We start from the raw sequence: 17,110 nt of genomic DNA, 5'->3' as shown, positions 1-17,110 counted from the left end.
TCGGCCGGGATGACAAGATGACGATCGGTAGACTTAGAACAGCTTCATTCCGGGCGGGATAGGCAGACCACCGGTAATCTCCGCCATCTTCTGCTGCATGACGCTGTCGACTTTCGCCTTCGCGTCCGTGGCAGCCGCCACGATCAGGTCTTCGAGGATTTCGACTTCGTCCGGCTTCATCAGGCTCGGATCGATCCGGACCTTCTTCAGTTCCCCGCGTCCGTCGACGGTAACGTGCACCAGTCCGCCGCCCGACTGGCCTTCGATCTCGGCGCGTGCCAGCTCATCCTGCATTTCCTTCAGGCGCGCCTGCATCTGGCCCACCTGCTTCATCATTCCCATAATATCTTTCATGTCGTCCTCTGCGCCAAGCGGCCGAATTGGAAGGAAGGTTTAGACCGCTTCACTCTCGCTGTCCGTATCTGTCTCACGTCCCGCGATCCGCCGCACCTCGGCGATCTTGGCATCAGGAAACGCTTCAAGCACCGCGCGAACTGCCGGGTGCGACTTGAGTTGTTCGAGTTCCGCCGCTTCCCGCTCTCTACGCACGACACCGACCGGCGGTTGACCCTGCTCCTTCGACAGCACGACGACCCAGCGCCGCGTCGTCCAGGCGTTGAGCTTTTCGCGAAGATCGTTGGCAAGCTCCGTTGGAGCTTCCGGCATCAGGAAAAGATCGATCGATCCCGCGACTGCATCGAATTTTACGAGGCTCACATGATCTTCCAGATGGATTTTGAGCTTCGCGTCGCGCTTCTGACCAACGAGCGCAATCACCTCGGCGAACGATCGCGGATCGGATCGCATTGCGCCGCCTGCGAACGAAACTTCACCATCGCCCGGATCATCCGCTGGCTCGCCGTCGTCGAATTCGAAGGCATCTCCCAGTTCGTCATCGTCGGCCTCGGCGACGGGCGCCGAAGTCCCGGCGTTGAGTGGGCCTCGTTGACCTGCGGGGGCTTCACTCGCCGGAAGTGCTGGCCGCCGTGCCGGCGCCGCTCCACCGCCCAGGGACTTGATCAGTTCATCGGGCGTCGGCAGATCCGACGTATAGGCGAGACGGATCAGAACCATCTCGGCTGCGATGCGCGGATTGGGTGCGCGCGCGACCTCTTCCAAGCCCTTGACCAGCATCTGCCACGCCCGCGCGAGGTACGGCATCGACAGTTTCGACGCAAGCCCCGCTATGCGGGCTTTTTCCTCAGCGGTCAGAGCTTCGCCCGCGGGCTCTTCGCCCACCGCCTTGACGCGCGCAATCGCATGCACGGCTTCCGCCAGATCCGCGACGATCTCGGCAGCCTCCGCGCCGTCCCGGTGCAGTGACGCTAGGCCCTGAATGGCTGTTGCAATATCGCCTTTGAATAGCGCCTCGGCGAGATCGAAAATGCGCCCGCGATCCGCGAGGCCGAGCATGTCGCGCACCTTCGCAGCCGTCACATGCCCTTCGCCCATCGCGATCGCCTGATCGAGAATGGAGAGGCCATCGCGCACCGAACCTTCGGCGGCACGTGCGATGAGCTGCAAGGCGTCGGCATCGGCCTGCACACCTTCGAGACCAACGATCTTTTGGAAATGCTCGGCCAAAACCGGCTGCTCGACGCGGCGCAAATCGAAACGCTGGCAACGCGACAGCACCGTCACCGGAACCTTGCGGATTTCCGTCGTCGCAAAAATGAAGCGCACATGCGCGGGCGGTTCTTCGAGCGTCTTCAGAAGGGCGTTGAACGCCCCCTTCGACAGCATGTGAACCTCGTCGATTAGAAACACTTTCGTGCGCGCGACGAAGGGCATGTACTGCGCGCTCTCGGTGATCTCGCGGATGTTGTCGACGCCGGTGTTGGAGGCAGCGTCGATTTCGAGCACGTCCGGATGACGGCCCTCCATGATGTCCTTGCAGTGGACGCCAAGCACCGGCATGTCGATCGTCGGCTTGTCGTAGCCCGGCGCTTCGTAGTTCAAGGCGCGTGCGAGAATGCGAGCCGTCGTCGTCTTGCCGACGCCGCGCACACCGGTCAGCATGTAGCCCTGCGCGATGCGGCCCGACGCGAACGCGTTACGCAGCGTCGTCACCATCGCCGACTGGCCGATCAGGTCGTCGAACGTGGCCGGCCGGTATTTCCGCGCCAGCACGACGTAGGGCTTCGCCGGCTCGGTATTTGCCGAACTCGTTTCACTGTCGGTGATGTCTGACTTCTTTTTTGCCATTGATCCCCGGAGTAGCTGACTTTCGCCCGAAGGGCGAGGGGAGCAAGGCGACCCGCGGCAAGCCGCGCCCCCGCGGAGGGCCTTTGGCCCATGAGCGAGTAAAAAGTGAGCGAATAAAGGCTGGCGAACGACCCGACTTCTGATCGTTAGGGCTGCTTCCTTCCGGACCTGACCCGGTTGGCGACGAATTCGTCCGCCGCCAGCCCGTTGCTATAATGGGCCGGCCAGCGGAAAAGTACAACCCTTTGACGCCGCGCTGCTCACAGCTTGCCTACACGCCAAGTCCGCGTTTTTACGCAGGAATTTTTGCTGCTGAACACGTCAGTCAACACGCCGGAGCGGAACGAGCCCATTTGCCGCGAGTTCCGCCGCTTCCTTGCGATAGGGGCTCGCCGGATAGGTTCCGAGAATCTGCGTCTGCGTCGAGAAGAATGACAGCTCCTCCAACGCCAGTTGCACCGGCCGGTCGACGGGATGGCCCTCGACCTCGGCGAAGAAGCGCGTCGCCTGGAACGTGCCGTCTTCCTGATAGCTCTCGAGCTTCGTCATGTTGACGCCGTTGGTCGCGAACCCGCCGAGCGCCTTGTAGAGCGCCGCCGGAACGTTGCGCACGCGGAACAGAAACGTCGTCATCACCGGACCGTTGCCGGGCTCGGCGTCGTCCGGTTCGCGCGCCAGAATGATGAAGCGCGTCGTGTTGTGCGCTTCGTCTTCGATGTCGCTTTTGAGGATCTCGAGGCCGTAAATTTCCGCCGCGAGCCGCGACGCAATCGCGCCCGTCGTCAAGTCATCGCTCTCGGAGACAAGACGTGCCGATCCGGCCGTATCCGCTTCCGGCACGGGTTTGAGCCCGAGCTTGCGGAGCGTCGAGCGACATTGTCCCAGCGCCTGCGTGTGGCTCATCACCCGCTTGATCGTCTGCAGGCTGGCACCGGGCTTCGCCATCAACTGGTGGCGGACGCGCAGGAAGTGCTCGCCGACAATGTAGAGCCCCGCATCCGGCAATAGGTGGTGAATGTCCGCCACCCGCCCGGCCACCGAATTCTCGATCGGGATCATCGCATATTTGGCTTCACCCGATTTAACGGCCGCAAGTGCGTCCTCGAACGTCGGATAGGCGACGCTCTCGTCATCCGGATAAGCCTCGCGCGCCGCCAGATGCGAATTCGCTCCCGGCTCGCCTTGATACGAAATTTTGATGGCTCCGGCTGCGGAACCCGTGGCTTTGGTCATGGCGATCGGTTTGTCCGGGAAAGAATTGTCAGGGCGCGATGAGGCGGCGGGCGCGCTCAAGGTCGGCGGGAGTATCGACACCGAGCGGAACGGTGTCAACGATGCTGACGTCGATCCGCATCTGAGCCTCAAGGGCCCGTAACTGCTCAAGTTTCTCACGTTTTTCAAGCGTGGCCTGGGGCAACGTCACGAACCGTTCGAGGCTCGCCCTGCGATAGGCATAGATGCCGATGTGGTGATAAAGCGGCCCCTCGCCGTAGGGCGCCGTCGCGCGCGTGAAGTAGAGCGCGCGCAGCCGCTTGTCGCTAATCGGCGTACCGACGACCTTGACGACGTTCGGATTGGTCCTCTCCTCGTCCTCAGCGATGACGGCAGCGAGCGTCGCGATATCCGTCTCGGCAGAGGTCAGCGGCGCGACGCAATCTCTGACCAGCGTCGGATCGAGCGTCGGCAGATCGCCCTGCAGATTGACGACGATCTCTGTTTTCCGGCCTGGATCAAGCTTTGTGATGGCTTCGTGAATGCGATCCGACCCCGACGCATGATCTTCGCGCGTCATCACCGCCTCGCCGCCCGATGCCGCGACAGCCGCCATGATCTCCGGGCTGTCCGTCGCCACCACCACCCGGCCGGCATCGGCCTCCATCGCGCGCCGCCAGACGTGCACGATCATCGGGATTCCGTGAATGTCGGCGAGCGGCTTGCCGGGAAGGCGGGTGGCTTGCAGGCGGGCGGGGATCAGAACGAGGGTTTCTTGGGGCACTGCGATCGAGTTCTTTTGTTCGGTGACAAATCGTCCCAATAACGCTATCGACAGTCTCACAAAAAACGACGACGCGCTTGCAGGGCGAGCGAGCTTTAATACTGCAATTTGGTCTCGTCACCTTGAATTGCGCGTCACGGGGAGATGCACGTCCAGGGAGCCGGGAAAATGACCGATAGCTTCGAGTTCACCAAAGTCGCAGGCGCCGTCCTGTCGGCGCTTCTTTTGATTTTCGGAACCAGAACGATCATCGAAATGAACGTCGGCCATAGCCCCGAAAAGCCGGGCTATACCCTGCCAGCCGCGGCACCTTCAGCCTCAGCGCCAGCTGCCGGGTCCGAGCCGGCCGCACCCGCAGCCTCAGAAGACGTCGGCAAAGAGGTTATCGCCCTGCTGCCGAAGGCCAACGCCGAAAAGGGCAAGGCGATCTTCAAGCAATGCCAGGCCTGTCACGTTTCGCAAAAAGGTCAGACGCCGACGGTTGGTCCGAACCTCTGGGACGTCGTTAATCGCAAGAAAGCCAGCTATCCCGGATACAAGTATTCGGAAGCCATGCAGAAAAAAGGCGGAGATTGGACATTCGACGATCTAGCCCACTTTATCCACGGACCGAAAATCTTTGTTCCGGGTACAAAAATGCAGTTCAAAGGACTTGGTACGCCGTCTGACGAAGCGGATGTGATCGCCTATCTTGCGACCCTTGCAGATACCCCGGTTCCGCTGCCAAAATGACGGCGTTTTAACTCGCTATGACCATCAAAGTTTGCGACCCTGCCGGCACTTGGCGGGGTCGTTTTCGTATCCGGCCCTTTAACTTGTCCCCGCTCTTCGAGGTCATGTTAAAATCGGCCGAAGTGCACTGAACGAATTTGAATGGGACGAAGTCGAATATGCAGATGCGCCTGACGCCGTTTGTTGTTGCCGCGCTGGCGTTCATCAGTTTCTCGCAGCTCTCGAATCTCGCGAGGGCTCAAGACGCCACCCCGCCACCGGCTGAGACTGCGAAACCCGCCGACACCGCCGCTCCACCGGCCGAAGCCGCGAAACCCGCCGAACCCGCCAAGACCGACGAGCTTCAGTGCCATCACGCCATGTCGCTGGTGGAGGCCCCGAAATACGGTCCCGACTTCAAGCATTTCGACTGGGTGAACCCGGACGCGCCGAAGGGCGGTACGCTCCGCCAGTGGGCCGAGGGCACGTTCGATACCCTCAACCGCTTTTCCGACAAAGGCGTTCAGGCTGTTGGACTGGGCCTGATCGACGACAATCTTTTCGCCGCGAGCGCTGACGAGCCGTCGACCGAATATGGCCTCATCGCCGAATGCGCCACGTATCCGAGCGATTACTCCTGGGTCAGCTTCAAGCTTCGCCCCGAAGCGAAATTTCACGACGGCACGCCGATCACGCCCGAAGATGTGATTTTCTCGTTCGAGCAGTTCAAGAACGTCAATCCGTTCTACGCCTTCTACTACAAGAACGTCGTGAAGGCGGAAAAGACCGGCGACCACGAGGTGAAATTCACCTTCGACAAAACCGGCAATCGCGAATTGCCGATGATCGTCGGTGAGCTGACGGTCGTGTCGAAGGCATACTGGTCGGGCAAGCGCGCCGATGGCACACCGCGCAGCCTCGGCGAAACCACCGTCGAACCTCCGCTCGGCAATGGCGCCTACAAGATCAAATCCGTCGATACCTCTCGCAAGATCGTCTACGAGCGCGTGCCCGATTACTGGGCCAAGGATCTGCCCGTGATGAAGGGGCAGCAGAACTTCGATACGATCGAATTCACCTACTACCGCGACCGCACGCCGGCATTCGAAGACTTCAAAACCGGCAACATCGATTCCTGGCAGGAGAACCGCGCCGCCGCCTGGGCAACCCAATACGACTTCGACGCCAGAAAAAAGGGGCTCGTCAAAAAAGAAGAGCTTCCCGTCGTCCGCGTCGCCCCGATGCAGGCCTTCGCCTTCAATACCCGACGTTCGAAATTCCAGGACCCGCGCGTCCGCAACGCCTTCAACCTGCTTTTCAATTTCGAAGAGACGAACAAGAACCTGTTCTACAATTCCTATGTTCGTCTCAACAGCTACTTCGCCAATTCCGACCTCGAGTCGAAGGGCCTTCCGCAGGGACGTGAGCTTGAGATCTTGAATGAGATCAAGTCCGAGATCCCGCCCGAGGTCTTCACCACCGAATACAAGAACCCGGTGAACGACAAGGAAGGCGATTTCCGTAAGCACCAGCAGGAAGCCCTGAAGCTTTTCGAAGACGCCGGCTGGAAGATCCGCAGCGAGGCCGTCGACGATCCCGATTGTGGCTTCTGGTGCAAGACCAAGCGAGCCATCGGCCTTTCGTCGGCCTCGACCGCACGCGTGCTCCGCAACGACAAGGGCGAGCAGATGACGGTCGAATTCCTCATCAACGGCGACACCTACGAGCGCATCATCCTTCCCTACGTGCAGAACCTCGAAGCACTCGGCGTCAAGGCGACCGTCCGCAACGTCGACGACGCGCAGTATCAGCTTCGCGTCGACAATCGCGATTTCGATATCGTTGTCGCATCCCTCGCCCAATCGAACTCGCCCGGCAACGAGCAGCGCGACTTCTGGGGTTCGGCAGCCGCCGACAGACCGGCGAGCCGCAACCTGATCGGAATCAAGAATCCGGCGATCGATACTCTGATCGACAAGATCGTGTTCTCGAAGGATCGTGCCGATCTCGTCGCTGCCACGCACGCGCTCGATCGCGTTCTGCTCTGGAATTATTATGTCGTTCCGCAGTGGTATTTCCCCTACGAACGCATTGCTTACTGGGACATCTTCGGCCGCCCGAGCAAGCTGCCGTCGCAGGGCTCGGCTCTGGCGCAGGTCTGGTGGTACGACGCGGACAAGGCGAAAGCCGTCCAGGCAGCGAAGGGAAAGTGACCCTGGTGCAACGACCTTCTCGATCGCTGACAGCTGCCACGGCGCGGCTTTCGACCATCGCCGCGCTCGCCTCCCTGCTCTCGCTTTCCTTGATCGGCGTCGCCGCTGCCGAACCGCGGCACGGCCTGTCGATTTTCGGCGAATTGAAGTACCCGGCGGATTTCACGCACTTCGATTACGTCAATCCCGATGCGCCCAAAGGCGGCCGGCTGATCACGATGGGAACCGGCGACGTCAACACGTTCGACTCCTTCAATCAGTTCATCGTCAAAGGCGACGCCGCCCAAGACCTAGACCTGCTGTTCGACAGCCTGATGGTCCGCGCCCAGGACGAGCCGGATGCCGTCTATGGCCTCATCGCCAAATCCGCCGACGTCGCGCCCGACAAGATGTCCGTCACGTTCAAGCTCAGGCCCGAAGCGAAATTCGCCGACGGCACGCAAGTGACCGCCAACGATGTGGTCAACACGCTCAACCTTCTGAAAAGCTTGGCGACGCGCCCGCAATATTCTCAAACGCTGCGCGACGTCGAGAAAGCCGAAGCGCTCGACCCTGAAACCGTGCGCTATACCTTCAAAGGCAATCTCGTGCGCGATTTGCCGGTTCTGGTCGCACAGCTTCCCGTTCTGTCGAAAGCCTACTACACGGCCAACCCCTACGATCAGACCTCGTTGAAGCCGCCGCTCGGCTCCGGCCCCTACCGCATCAAGGCGTTCAACCCCGGCAGCTCGATCACCTACGAGCGGCGCCCCGATTATTGGGCGAAAGACCTCCCCGTCAATAAAGGGCGCTTCAACTTCGATGAAATTCGCCTCGATTATTATCGCGACCGTACCATCGAACTTGAAACGCTGAAGTCCGGCGGCTTCGACTACCGCGAAGAGTTTTCAAGCCTCGGCTGGGCGACGCAGTACGATATTCCGGCCGTCCGCGACGGCCGCTTGATCAAGGAACTGATCCCGGATCGCCGTCCATCGGGCGCGCAGGGTTATTTCATCAATACGCGTCGCGACAAGTTCAAGGATCCGCGCGTGCGCGCCGCGCTCGATCTCGTCTTCGACTTCGAATGGTCGAACAAGAAGCTGTTCTTCGGGCTCTACAAACGGACGCAAAGCTATTTCGAAAATTCCGACATGAAGGCCGTCGGGCCGCCGTCGCCGGAAGAGCTTGCCGTGCTCGAACCCTATAAGGACAAGCTGCCGCCCGAAGTCTTCGGCGAACCCTACACGCCACCCGTCACCGACGGCAGCGGCAACAACCGCGCCAACCTGAAGAAAGCTCGCGACCTTCTGATCAGCGCCGGCTGGAAACCCGACGCGGAAGGCAAGCTGCGCAACGACAAGGGCGAACAGCTCAGCATCGAGTTCCTCGACTTCGAAGCTCAATTCGAACGCATCACGCTGCCCTACGTCGAAAACCTGAAACGCATCGGCGTCGCTGCCAACTGGCGCCTCGTCGATCCGGCGCAATATCAGCAGCGCTTGAAATCGTTCGATTTCGATATGACCACGCAGCGCTTTTCGCTGGGCCTCACCCCCGGCATCGATATGCGCGCTTATTTGAGCTGCGACGCGGCCAAGGCCGACGGCTCGTTCAATCTCGCCGGCGTCTGCGACCCCGTCGTCGATGCCTTGACGGACAAAGTGATTGCGGCGAAATCCCGCGCCGAGCTGACCACGGCGACCCGCGCTCTCGACCGCGTGCTCCGTGCTGGACATTATTGGGTCCCCCACTGGTACAAACCCTATTATTCCGTGGCTTACTGGAACAAATTCTCGCGCCCCGCGATCCAGCCGACGTATGATAATGGCGTTGTCGATACGTGGTGGTTCGATCCGCAAAAGGCTGCCACATTGGCTTCCGGCAAGGCTGAGACGCAGTCCACGCAACAACCGGCGAAACAGTGATGGCCGTCTATCTTCTCAAGCGTATTCTGCTGGTGATCCCGACATTGTTCGGCATCATGCTGTTCTCGTTCGTCATCATCCAGTTCGCACCCGGCGGCCCGGTCGAACGGATGATCGCGCAGCTGATGGGGCAATCGTCTTCGATCGTCAGCCGCATGAGCGGTGGCGGCGGCGATACGCTCGGCGGCGGCAACATGAACAGCCAGCTCGGCATCGGCGGCGGCGATTCCATCACGTCGAAGTACCGCGGCGCGCAGGGTCTTGATCCAGCCTTCATCAAAAGTCTCGAGAAACAGTTCGGCTTCGACAAGCCGGCGCCCGAGCGCTTCTACCTGATGATGAAGAACTTCCTGACCTTCGATTTCGGCAAGAGCTATTTCCGCGACGTCTCGGTGCTGCAGCTCATCAAGGAGAAGCTGCCTGTCTCCATTTCACTCGGCATCTGGATGACGCTGCTGACCTATCTCATCTCGATCCCGCTCGGCATCCGCAAGGCCGTAAAGGACGGTGAGCCGTTCGACACATGGTCGAGCGCCGTTCTGGTCGTCGGCTATGCCATTCCAGGCTTTCTCTTCGCCGTTCTGCTGTTGATCCTGTTTGCGGGCTCGGCGTTCGTGCAATGGTTCCCCTCGCGCGGCCTGTTCTCCGACAATTGGGATCAGCTATCGTGGTTCGGCAAAGCCACCGACTACATGTGGCACCTCGTGCTGCCGATGATCGCCATGGCCGTCGGCTCGTTCACGACCATGACGTTCCTGACCAAGAACTCCTTCCTCGATGAGATCCGCAAGCAGTATGTCGTCGCCGCCCGCGCCAAGGGCCTGACCGAAAACCAGGTGCTCTACGGTCACGTCTTCCGCAACGCCATGCTGCTCGTGATCTCCGGCTTTCCGTCGGCCTTCATCAGCGCCTTTTTCTCCGGTGCTCTGCTGATCGAAACGATCTTCTCGCTTGACGGCCTCGGCCTGCTGTCGTTCGAAAGCATCGAGAAGCGCGACTATCCCGTCGTCTTCGCCTCGCTCTACATCTTCTCGCTTGTCGGCCTGCTCGTCGGTATTTTGTCCGACTTCGTCTACACCCTCGTCGATCCGCGCATCGACTTCGAATCGCGCGAGGTGTGAGGATGGATCAGCGAACCGCCGACGCTCCTGACACGGTCGACAAGCCTGCCGTCAAAGCCAAGAAATCCTGGTGGCGGCGACGGTTTCGTCTTTCGCCCGTCAACCGGCGCCGCTGGGAGCGCTTCAAGGCGCACAAGCTCGGCTATCGCTCGTTCGTGCTGTTCTCCACCCTGTTTCTAGTTTCGCTCTTCGCCGAGTTCGTGGCGAACGACAAGCCGCTGATCGTCAGCTATAAGGGCGAAATTCTTTTCCCGGTCCTCGTCGATTATCCCGAAGACAAGTTCGGCGGCTTCCTCGCCATCACCGATTACCGCACGCCCGACATCCAGAACGAGATCAACGCCAACGGCTGGATGCTGTGGCCGCCGATCCGCTATTCCTATTCGACGATCAACAAGGATTATCCCGGCCGCGTCGGCGATAACGGCGTCTGCCTCGGCTATCCCGCACCGCCGCCGTGGGCCTCGTCGCAGAAACTTTGCGATGCCCCGGCCGACCAGCTCGCGCGCTTCAATCAATGGGGCAACACCAACTGGCTTGGCCTCGATGACCAGGGCCGAGACGTTGTCGCCCGCATCATCTACGGCTTCCGCATATCGGTTCTGTTCGGCCTGATCCTGACCATCGTATCGTCGGCGGTCGGCATCGTCGCCGGCGCCGTGCAAGGCTATTTCGGCGGTCGCGTCGATCTCATCTTTCAGCGCCTGCTCGAAATATGGACGTCAATTCCAGAGCTGTTCGTGTTGCTGATCCTGTCGTCGATGTTCGTGCCGGGCTTCTGGACGCTGCTTGGCATTCTGCTGATCTTCAGCTGGACGTCGCTCGTCGGTCTCGTTCGCGCCGAATTCCTGCGCGGCCGCAACCTCGAATATGTCCGCGCCGCCCGCGCGCTCGGCCTCTCCGACTGGCAGATCATGTTCAAGCATCTGCTGCCCAACGCCATGGTCGCGACCCTGACGTTCCTGCCGTTCAAGCTGTCCGGCGGCATTGCGGCGCTGACCGCGCTCGACTTCCTCGGGCTCGGCATGCCTCCTGGCTCACCCTCGCTCGGCGAGCTGCTGCTGCAGGGCAAGAAACACCTCGAAGCGCCCTGGCTCGGCATCTCCGGCTTCATTTCGGTCTCGATCATCCTGTCGCTAGCGATCTTTATCGGCGAAGCCGTTCGCGACGCGCTCGATCCGCGCAAATCGTTCCGGGGTAAAAGCTGATGACCGATACCGCCCCTCTCGTGGATGTGCGCAATCTCTCCGTCGCGTTCGGCGAGGCGCCCAATCTCGTCCAAGTCGTCAACGGCGTGTCGTTCCACATCGACAAAGGCGAGACAGTCGCCCTCGTCGGCGAATCCGGCTCCGGCAAGACGGTGTCGGCCATGTCGATCCTGCGCCTCTTGCCCAACTCCGCATCGCACCCGTCGGGCGAAATCCTGTTCGAGGGCAAAGACATTCTGAAGATGAATAGTGCGCAGCTTCGAAACATCCGCGGCCGCCGCATCTCGATCATCTTCCAGGAACCGATGACGTCGCTCAATCCGCTTCACACCATCGAGAAGCAGGTCGGCGAGATCATCAAGCTGCATCAACTGGTGTCGGAAGACAAAGTCCGCACCCGGGTCATCGAGCTTCTGACCAAGGTTGGCATCCGCGATCCCGAGAAGCGTCTCGGCGCCTATCCGCACGAGCTTTCCGGCGGCCAGCGCCAGCGCGTGATGATCGCCATCGCACTCGCCAACAAACCCGATCTTCTCATCGCCGACGAGCCGACCACCGCCCTCGACGTTACCATTCAAGCCCAAATCCTGGAGCTTCTGAAATCGCTCCAGCAGGAGATGGGCATGGCCATGCTGCTCATTACCCACGATCTCGGCATCGTCCGGCGCATGGCCGAGCGCGTCTACGTCATGCGCAACGGCGACATCGTCGAAACCGGCAGCACCGAGGAAATCTTCACCGCTCCGAAACACGCCTACACGCGCCACCTGCTCGACGCCGAACCCAAAGGCCTGCCCCCCGCAGCCGATCCGACCCGCCCCGTGGTGGTCGAGACGGACGATCTGAAGGTCTGGTTCCCGATCAAGAAAGGCTTGCTGCAGCGGACCGTCGATTACGTCAAAGCCGTCGATGGCCTGTCGATGAAGCTTCGCTCCGGCGAGACCTTGGGTGTCGTCGGGGAGTCCGGTTCCGGCAAGACCACGCTCGGCCTCGCGATCCTGCGACTGATTTCCTCTCAAGGCCCCATCGCCTACGTCGGCAAACGCATCGATGCCCTGACCAACAAGCAGATGCGACCGCTGCGCAAGGAAATGCAGATCGTTTTCCAGGACCCTTACGGCTCGCTTTCGCCCCGGCTCACCGTCGGGCAGATCATCGAGGAAGGTCTGCTGATCCAGAATCCCGAGCTGGACGAAGACGAACGGCGCGAACGTGTCGGCGCGGAACTGAAGGAAGTCGGCCTCGATCCGAGCAGCCAGGACCGTTATCCGCACGAGTTCTCCGGCGGTCAGCGCCAGCGCATCGCCATCGCCCGCGCCATGGTGCTGCAGCCAAAATTCGTCATGCTCGATGAACCGACGAGCGCCCTCGACATGAGCGTGCAAGCGCAAATCGTCGAACTGCTGCGCAAGCTCCAGGCCAGACACGGCCTCGCCTATCTCTTCATCAGCCACGATTTGAAAGTCGTGCGCGCGCTGTGCAACTACGTGATCGTGATGAAGAACGGCAAGGTCGTCGAGGAAGGCCCGGCACGCGACATCTTCGAAAAGCCGCAGGACGAATATACCAAAGCCCTCCTCGCTGCCGCATTCGACATCAAAGTCGCCTACAAGGGCGCGCTTGCAAGCTGAACAGGCGGCGATCGCTCCCCTCGTCCACCGCCACGCCCGGCTCCTGAACCGCGGCTTCTTTCCGTATTCGACGGATCGGGTATGATTCAAATTTAGCGAATCATTGCCGCGAGCGCCGTCCGATGCTTCCCGATGACGTTTTCCGTGACCGCCTAGAACAGACGCTCGTGGACATCGAGAATACCGTCTCCAAGATGGACGACTGCGCTGCCGTCGATGTGGCGGTCTCCGCGCGCTACTGGCGCGTCATCGTCGTGCCGAAAGAAATTTTGGCCTGCCCTTTCGAACTGATGATCACGTCCGATCAGAAATTCAGCCTCAAACTGGCGGATGAAGTCCATGAAGGCCTTCCGGTCGAGCATTTCGAGCTGTTCCCGCGCCTCATCCGCGCTATCGAAGCCGGCCGCGTCGAAAAAATCACGAAGCTCAGCGCCGATACCGACGAACTGCTCGCGGTCGAAATGTGCGTCCGGCTGGAACCCGGCCCCGATTGGCGGCGAGAGCGCAGACTGATACCGCTGGTCGCGCCCGAAGTCTGGCGGACGCATCGCTACCTTTGTTATCGCCGCTAGAATTCCTCAGCCCAAGGCATAGCCTGGAAGGCGCTTGATCGCCGAAATCTGGCTGCCGGACTTGGCGATCCGTTGGACCGCCTCAGGCAGGGTCTCGACCGCAACGAGCATGTGGCTGCCGTTGGCGTGCACCATCATGACCCCGTCGATCATGATGCCGACATGCCCCTTCCAAAACACCAGATCGCCCCGTCGCAGGCCCTCGAGATCGTCCGCGATCAGAACGTTGTCGCCGAGTTCGGCCTGCTGCATGTCGGTGTCGCGCGGGGCGGCAACGCCCGCCGCATTCAGCGACGTCTGCACGAGACCCGAGCAGTCGATGCCGATACGCGTGCAACCGCCCCAAAGATACGGCGTGCCGATAAAGCGTTCGGCGATCTCGACGAAATCGCGGGCACGCCGATCGAGCGGCGCGATGTGACGCGTATAGACGAAGCCGCCGCTCGCCAGTTCGAGAAACCGCTCGTCCCCGCGACGAACCGCAAGCTGCGCGTTGAGTGGCAGATGCATGATCGGCGGCGATTTGATGTCAGGCAAGCTGTAGAGAAACGTTCCGAGCGTATGAACGTGGTGCGTGGCGTCGATCACCCCCGCCCGGATCGCATCCGACGGCACATAACCGACATAGCCGTCGCGCCCGAGCTGAACCCAACTCCAGCCGTTCGCATCTTCGAAGACCGTAACGCTTTCGCCGAACAAGGCTTCCGTTTCGAAGCCTCGCGACGGATCGGGAAGCTTCCGCAGCGGCACCGTCGCCCGGATGATGAACCCCGGCTCGCCCGGCACGTAGCGCTCGGCCCGCACCACACCTTCGAGCGACGTCGCCGCCAGATCGAGACGAAACGGATTTCGCCTCGGATCGAGTGCGCCGGTCGGCCGTTGCGATACCCCAGCAGTCACGACGTCAACTCTCGCCTCAACTGTTCCATCACGGCACGCGCCGTTTGCGGCTCACCGCCCTTCGGTCCGAGCGGCCGGGCGGCCTGGCGCCAGCCATAGAGATCGAAGTGCGCGAAACGGCGCGCCTTGCTGACGAACCGTTTCAAAAATAATGCCGCAGTAATCGCACCGGCAAATGGCGATTCCCAGACATTGTTCATGTCGGCGATGTCGCTGTCGAGATGACGGCGATAACCCTCCCAAAGCGGCAATTGCCACAGCGGGTCCCCGATTGAAGCCGCAAGCGGCGGCAAACTCCGCGCCAGATCATCGTTATCGGTAAAAAATGCCGGTAGATCAGGGCCGAGGGCCGAGCGCGCGGCCCCCGTCAGCGTTGCAAAAACGAAGATGCTGTCCGGCTCGTCGGCGTCAGCCAGCGCCAGGGCGTCCGCCAGCACCAGCCGTCCTTCCGCGTCCGTATTGCCGATTTCGACGCTAAGGCCAAGCCGGCTCGACAGAATGTCACCTGGGCGAAAGGCATCCCCCCCGACCGAATTTTCCGCCGTCGGGATTAAAACCCGGAGCCGGCAGTTGAGGCCCTGCCCCATGATCATATGCGCGAGCGTAAGCGCCGTCGCCGCGCCGCCCATATCCTTTTTCATCAGCAGCATCGCGCTCGCCGGCTTGATATCGAGGCCGCCGGTATCGAAGCTGATGCCCTTGCCGACGAGCGTGATCTTTCGTCCGCTGGCTGGTCCCCACGTCATGTCGATGAGACGCGGCTTTCGCGGACTAGCCCGCCCTACCGCGTGAATGAGCGGAAAGTTTTTCGCGAGCAGGTCATCACCGACGACGACCGAAATCTCCGCGCCGTGCCGCTCCGCCAGCAGCTGCGCGGCCGCTTCGAGATCGGCAGGCGCCATGTCGGACGCCGGCGTATTGATGAGATCGCGGCCGAACCAGATGGCTTCCGCGGTGTTGACAATGCGCTTCCCGCCCTCATCGGCGAGGCGGAGCTTCGCGCGTGCTGCGCCCCCCTCCTTGTGGCGATAGCGCGAGAACGTATAGCCGCCGAGCGCCCAAGCGATTGCCGCAAGGTCCGTGTGTTGAAGCTCCGACGCGATCCTGTACGTGCCCGCTGGCAGCGACGAACTGAGCAATCCCGTCAACAACTCCGACGGACCGCTCGGCTCGCCCTGCTGCCCGCTGCCGACGCCGAACGCGACCGACGCCAGCTTGCCTTTGCTATCAGGAATGAGAACGCTGCGCTTGGCGGTCCCGGAGAAGCTCTGCGCGGCGAGCCACGACTGCTGCGCGGCATCGAGCTTGGCGGCATCGTCCGGCTTGTTCGATCCCATGAATAGAATGGGAATATCGCTCGCCTCGGACGCGCCGAGCGCAAAAGTTTCCGCTGCGGACCAGGCTGTTGTCTCGACCATTCGTGTCTCGATCTCTCGTCTTTGTTGTATCTACTGAGCAGGGTCGCGCCCCGGCTGCAACCGGCCTTCCATGAGTGCGGCATCGGCGTCTCCAGCTACCACAGCTCTCCGGCAAAACTTAAGCGTTTGTTGACGGATGACCCAGAAACTGACGGTCTCATCCCGATTCGCCGCGTTGTCCGCGAATCACCCTTACGGAGATCGTCATGACGCGTTCTGGGCGCTTTCGCTCGCAAACTTCGCCGTGCCTTCGGCACCTCGGAACCGCCGCATCGATGATGGCGACCCTGGTTCTCGGAGCGTGCTCCGCGACGACCGCGATGCTCCCGAGCATCGCGATGAAGCCCAGCGACACGACGACCGGAAACACGACGCCGTCGAGCCCAGAAAGCGAGCTTCGCAAGGCCACAATTTACTGGGGTCAGCAGTACGCGAAAAACCCCTCAGAACTCCGCCCCGCCATCAATTACGCAAAAGACCTGAAGGCCCTCGGAGAGAAGGAAAAAGCTCTCTCCGTATTGCAGCAGGCGGCGATCGTTCACGGCAACGATCCCGAGCTTGCCGGAGAATACGGCCGGTTGGCCCTCGAGATGGACCAGGTCGGCGTCGCCAACCAGATGCTGACGGTCGCCGACGATCCGACCAAACCCGATTGGCGCGTGATCTCCGCGCGCGGCACGGTCATGGCGAAGCAGGGCAAATACCCTGACGCCATCCCCTATTATCAGCGCGCATTGGCGCTCTCGCCGGACAACCCGTCGGTGATGAACAATCTCGCCATGGCTTATGCCATGACCGGCGACCCGCAAAAGGCCGAGGGCATCCTGCGCCAGGCCGTTGCGGCTCCGGGCGCTGCGCCCAAGGTTCGCGAAAACCTCGCACTCGTTTTGGGTCTGCAGGGCCGATACGATGAATCGAAGGCGGTTGCGTCCGCTGTCCTCAACTCCGACGCCGCGTCCGACAACGCCAATTACCTGAAACAGATGGTACGGCTCGAGCCGACCACCGCCATGCCGGACGCCAAGAGCTTCGCCAGCAACACTTCGGTAACGGCTTCGCCGCAGCCGCGCATCGAAGTCCAGCGCGCATCCGCCGACGCAGCCCCGCTGCCCGTCAGCCAGGGGACGTGGCAGACATCGACAGGCACGACCGGCTCGCTCGCACACTGAGCGAGCGCCATACGACGGATTGTTAACCGTCCTGCGTGTAGAGATGCACGTTGGCGATC

General features: G+C 61.3%; 14 protein-coding genes and 1 other RNA gene. 8 read left to right on the top strand and 7 right to left on the bottom strand.

The window, feature by feature from the left end; genetic code table 11:
- Positions 1-33: 33 nt before the first annotated feature.
- The 5 genes from QM780_RS18665 to QM780_RS18645 all read right to left on the bottom strand — a co-directional run bounded on the left by QM780_RS18665 (position 34) and on the right by QM780_RS18645 (position 4,201).
- A complete protein-coding gene (locus QM780_RS18665; protein ID WP_415071925.1) occupies positions 34-354 on the bottom strand; it encodes a YbaB/EbfC family nucleoid-associated protein in 321 nt (106 codons plus the stop codon).
- 39 nt (positions 355-393) lie between these two features.
- Positions 394-2,205: a DNA polymerase III subunit gamma/tau gene (locus tag QM780_RS18660; RefSeq protein ID WP_415071924.1), complete on the bottom strand. Its 1,812-nt coding sequence runs from the start codon at positions 2,203-2,205 to the stop codon at positions 394-396.
- 112 nt (positions 2,206-2,317) lie between these two features.
- Positions 2,318-2,413, bottom strand: an RNA gene (gene ffs, locus QM780_RS18655) — signal recognition particle sRNA small type.
- A gap of 113 nt (positions 2,414-2,526) precedes the next feature.
- Positions 2,527-3,438: a prephenate dehydratase gene (locus tag QM780_RS18650; RefSeq protein WP_415071923.1), complete on the bottom strand. Its 912-nt coding sequence runs from the start codon at positions 3,436-3,438 to the stop codon at positions 2,527-2,529.
- A gap of 28 nt (positions 3,439-3,466) precedes the next feature.
- Positions 3,467-4,201, bottom strand: coding sequence for a 3-deoxy-manno-octulosonate cytidylyltransferase (locus QM780_RS18645; RefSeq protein ID WP_415071922.1), 735 nt, complete (start codon positions 4,199-4,201; stop codon positions 3,467-3,469).
- 168 nt (positions 4,202-4,369) lie between these two features.
- On the opposite strand from QM780_RS18645, the gene QM780_RS18640 reads away from it, so the two are divergent.
- The 7 genes from QM780_RS18640 (at position 4,370) to QM780_RS18610 (ending at position 13,564) form a co-directional block, all read left to right on the top strand.
- Complete coding sequence (locus tag QM780_RS18640) at positions 4,370-4,933, top strand: c-type cytochrome (protein ID WP_415071921.1); 564 nt, start codon at positions 4,370-4,372, stop codon at positions 4,931-4,933.
- Positions 4,934-5,091: 158 nt separating this feature from the next.
- On the top strand, positions 5,092-7,125 hold the full coding sequence (locus QM780_RS18635) for an extracellular solute-binding protein (RefSeq protein ID WP_415071920.1): 2,034 nt from the start codon (positions 5,092-5,094) through the stop codon (positions 7,123-7,125).
- Positions 7,122-9,032: an extracellular solute-binding protein gene (locus QM780_RS18630; RefSeq protein WP_415071919.1), complete on the top strand. Its 1,911-nt coding sequence runs from the start codon at positions 7,122-7,124 to the stop codon at positions 9,030-9,032. The genes QM780_RS18635 and QM780_RS18630 overlap by 4 nt, the downstream gene beginning before the upstream one ends.
- Entirely contained in the window at positions 9,032-10,153 is a 1,122-nt protein-coding gene (locus QM780_RS18625; RefSeq protein ID WP_415071918.1) for a microcin C ABC transporter permease YejB, read from the top strand. Before QM780_RS18630 ends, QM780_RS18625 begins: the two co-directional genes overlap by 1 nt.
- A 2-nt stretch (positions 10,154-10,155) precedes the next feature.
- Complete coding sequence (locus tag QM780_RS18620) at positions 10,156-11,361, top strand: ABC transporter permease (RefSeq protein WP_415071917.1); 1,206 nt, start codon at positions 10,156-10,158, stop codon at positions 11,359-11,361.
- Positions 11,361-12,992 carry an ABC transporter ATP-binding protein gene (locus tag QM780_RS18615; RefSeq protein WP_415071916.1) on the top strand — a complete coding sequence of 544 codons (1,632 nt, stop codon included), beginning with the start codon at positions 11,361-11,363 and terminating at the stop codon, positions 12,990-12,992. Before QM780_RS18620 ends, QM780_RS18615 begins: the two co-directional genes overlap by 1 nt.
- 122 nt (positions 12,993-13,114) lie before the next feature.
- Positions 13,115-13,564 (top strand): hypothetical protein, encoded by a 450-nt coding sequence (locus QM780_RS18610; RefSeq protein WP_415071915.1) that lies wholly within the window; start codon positions 13,115-13,117, stop codon positions 13,562-13,564.
- Between the two features lie 6 nt (positions 13,565-13,570).
- On the opposite strand, the gene QM780_RS18605 is transcribed toward QM780_RS18610, so the two are convergent.
- A complete protein-coding gene (locus tag QM780_RS18605; RefSeq protein ID WP_415071914.1) occupies positions 13,571-14,464 on the bottom strand; it encodes an NlpC/P60 family protein in 894 nt (297 codons plus the stop codon).
- On the bottom strand, positions 14,461-15,882 hold the full coding sequence (locus QM780_RS18600) for a leucyl aminopeptidase family protein (protein ID WP_415071913.1): 1,422 nt from the start codon (positions 15,880-15,882) through the stop codon (positions 14,461-14,463). The genes QM780_RS18605 and QM780_RS18600 overlap by 4 nt, the downstream gene beginning before the upstream one ends.
- Positions 15,883-16,088: 206 nt before the next feature.
- Between QM780_RS18600 and QM780_RS18595 the strand changes: the two genes are divergently transcribed.
- Positions 16,089-17,051, top strand: a complete 963-nt coding sequence (locus QM780_RS18595; protein ID WP_415071912.1) for a tetratricopeptide repeat protein — start codon at positions 16,089-16,091, stop codon at positions 17,049-17,051.
- Positions 17,052-17,110 lie beyond the last annotated feature (59 nt).

The sequence above is a fragment of the Hyphomicrobium sp. genome (assembly GCF_047600905.1).
Classification (GTDB): domain Bacteria; phylum Pseudomonadota; class Alphaproteobacteria; order Rhizobiales; family Hyphomicrobiaceae; genus Hyphomicrobium_B.
Note: the sequence above shows the minus strand (reverse complement) of the source record. Positions and strands in the feature narration are given on the sequence as shown.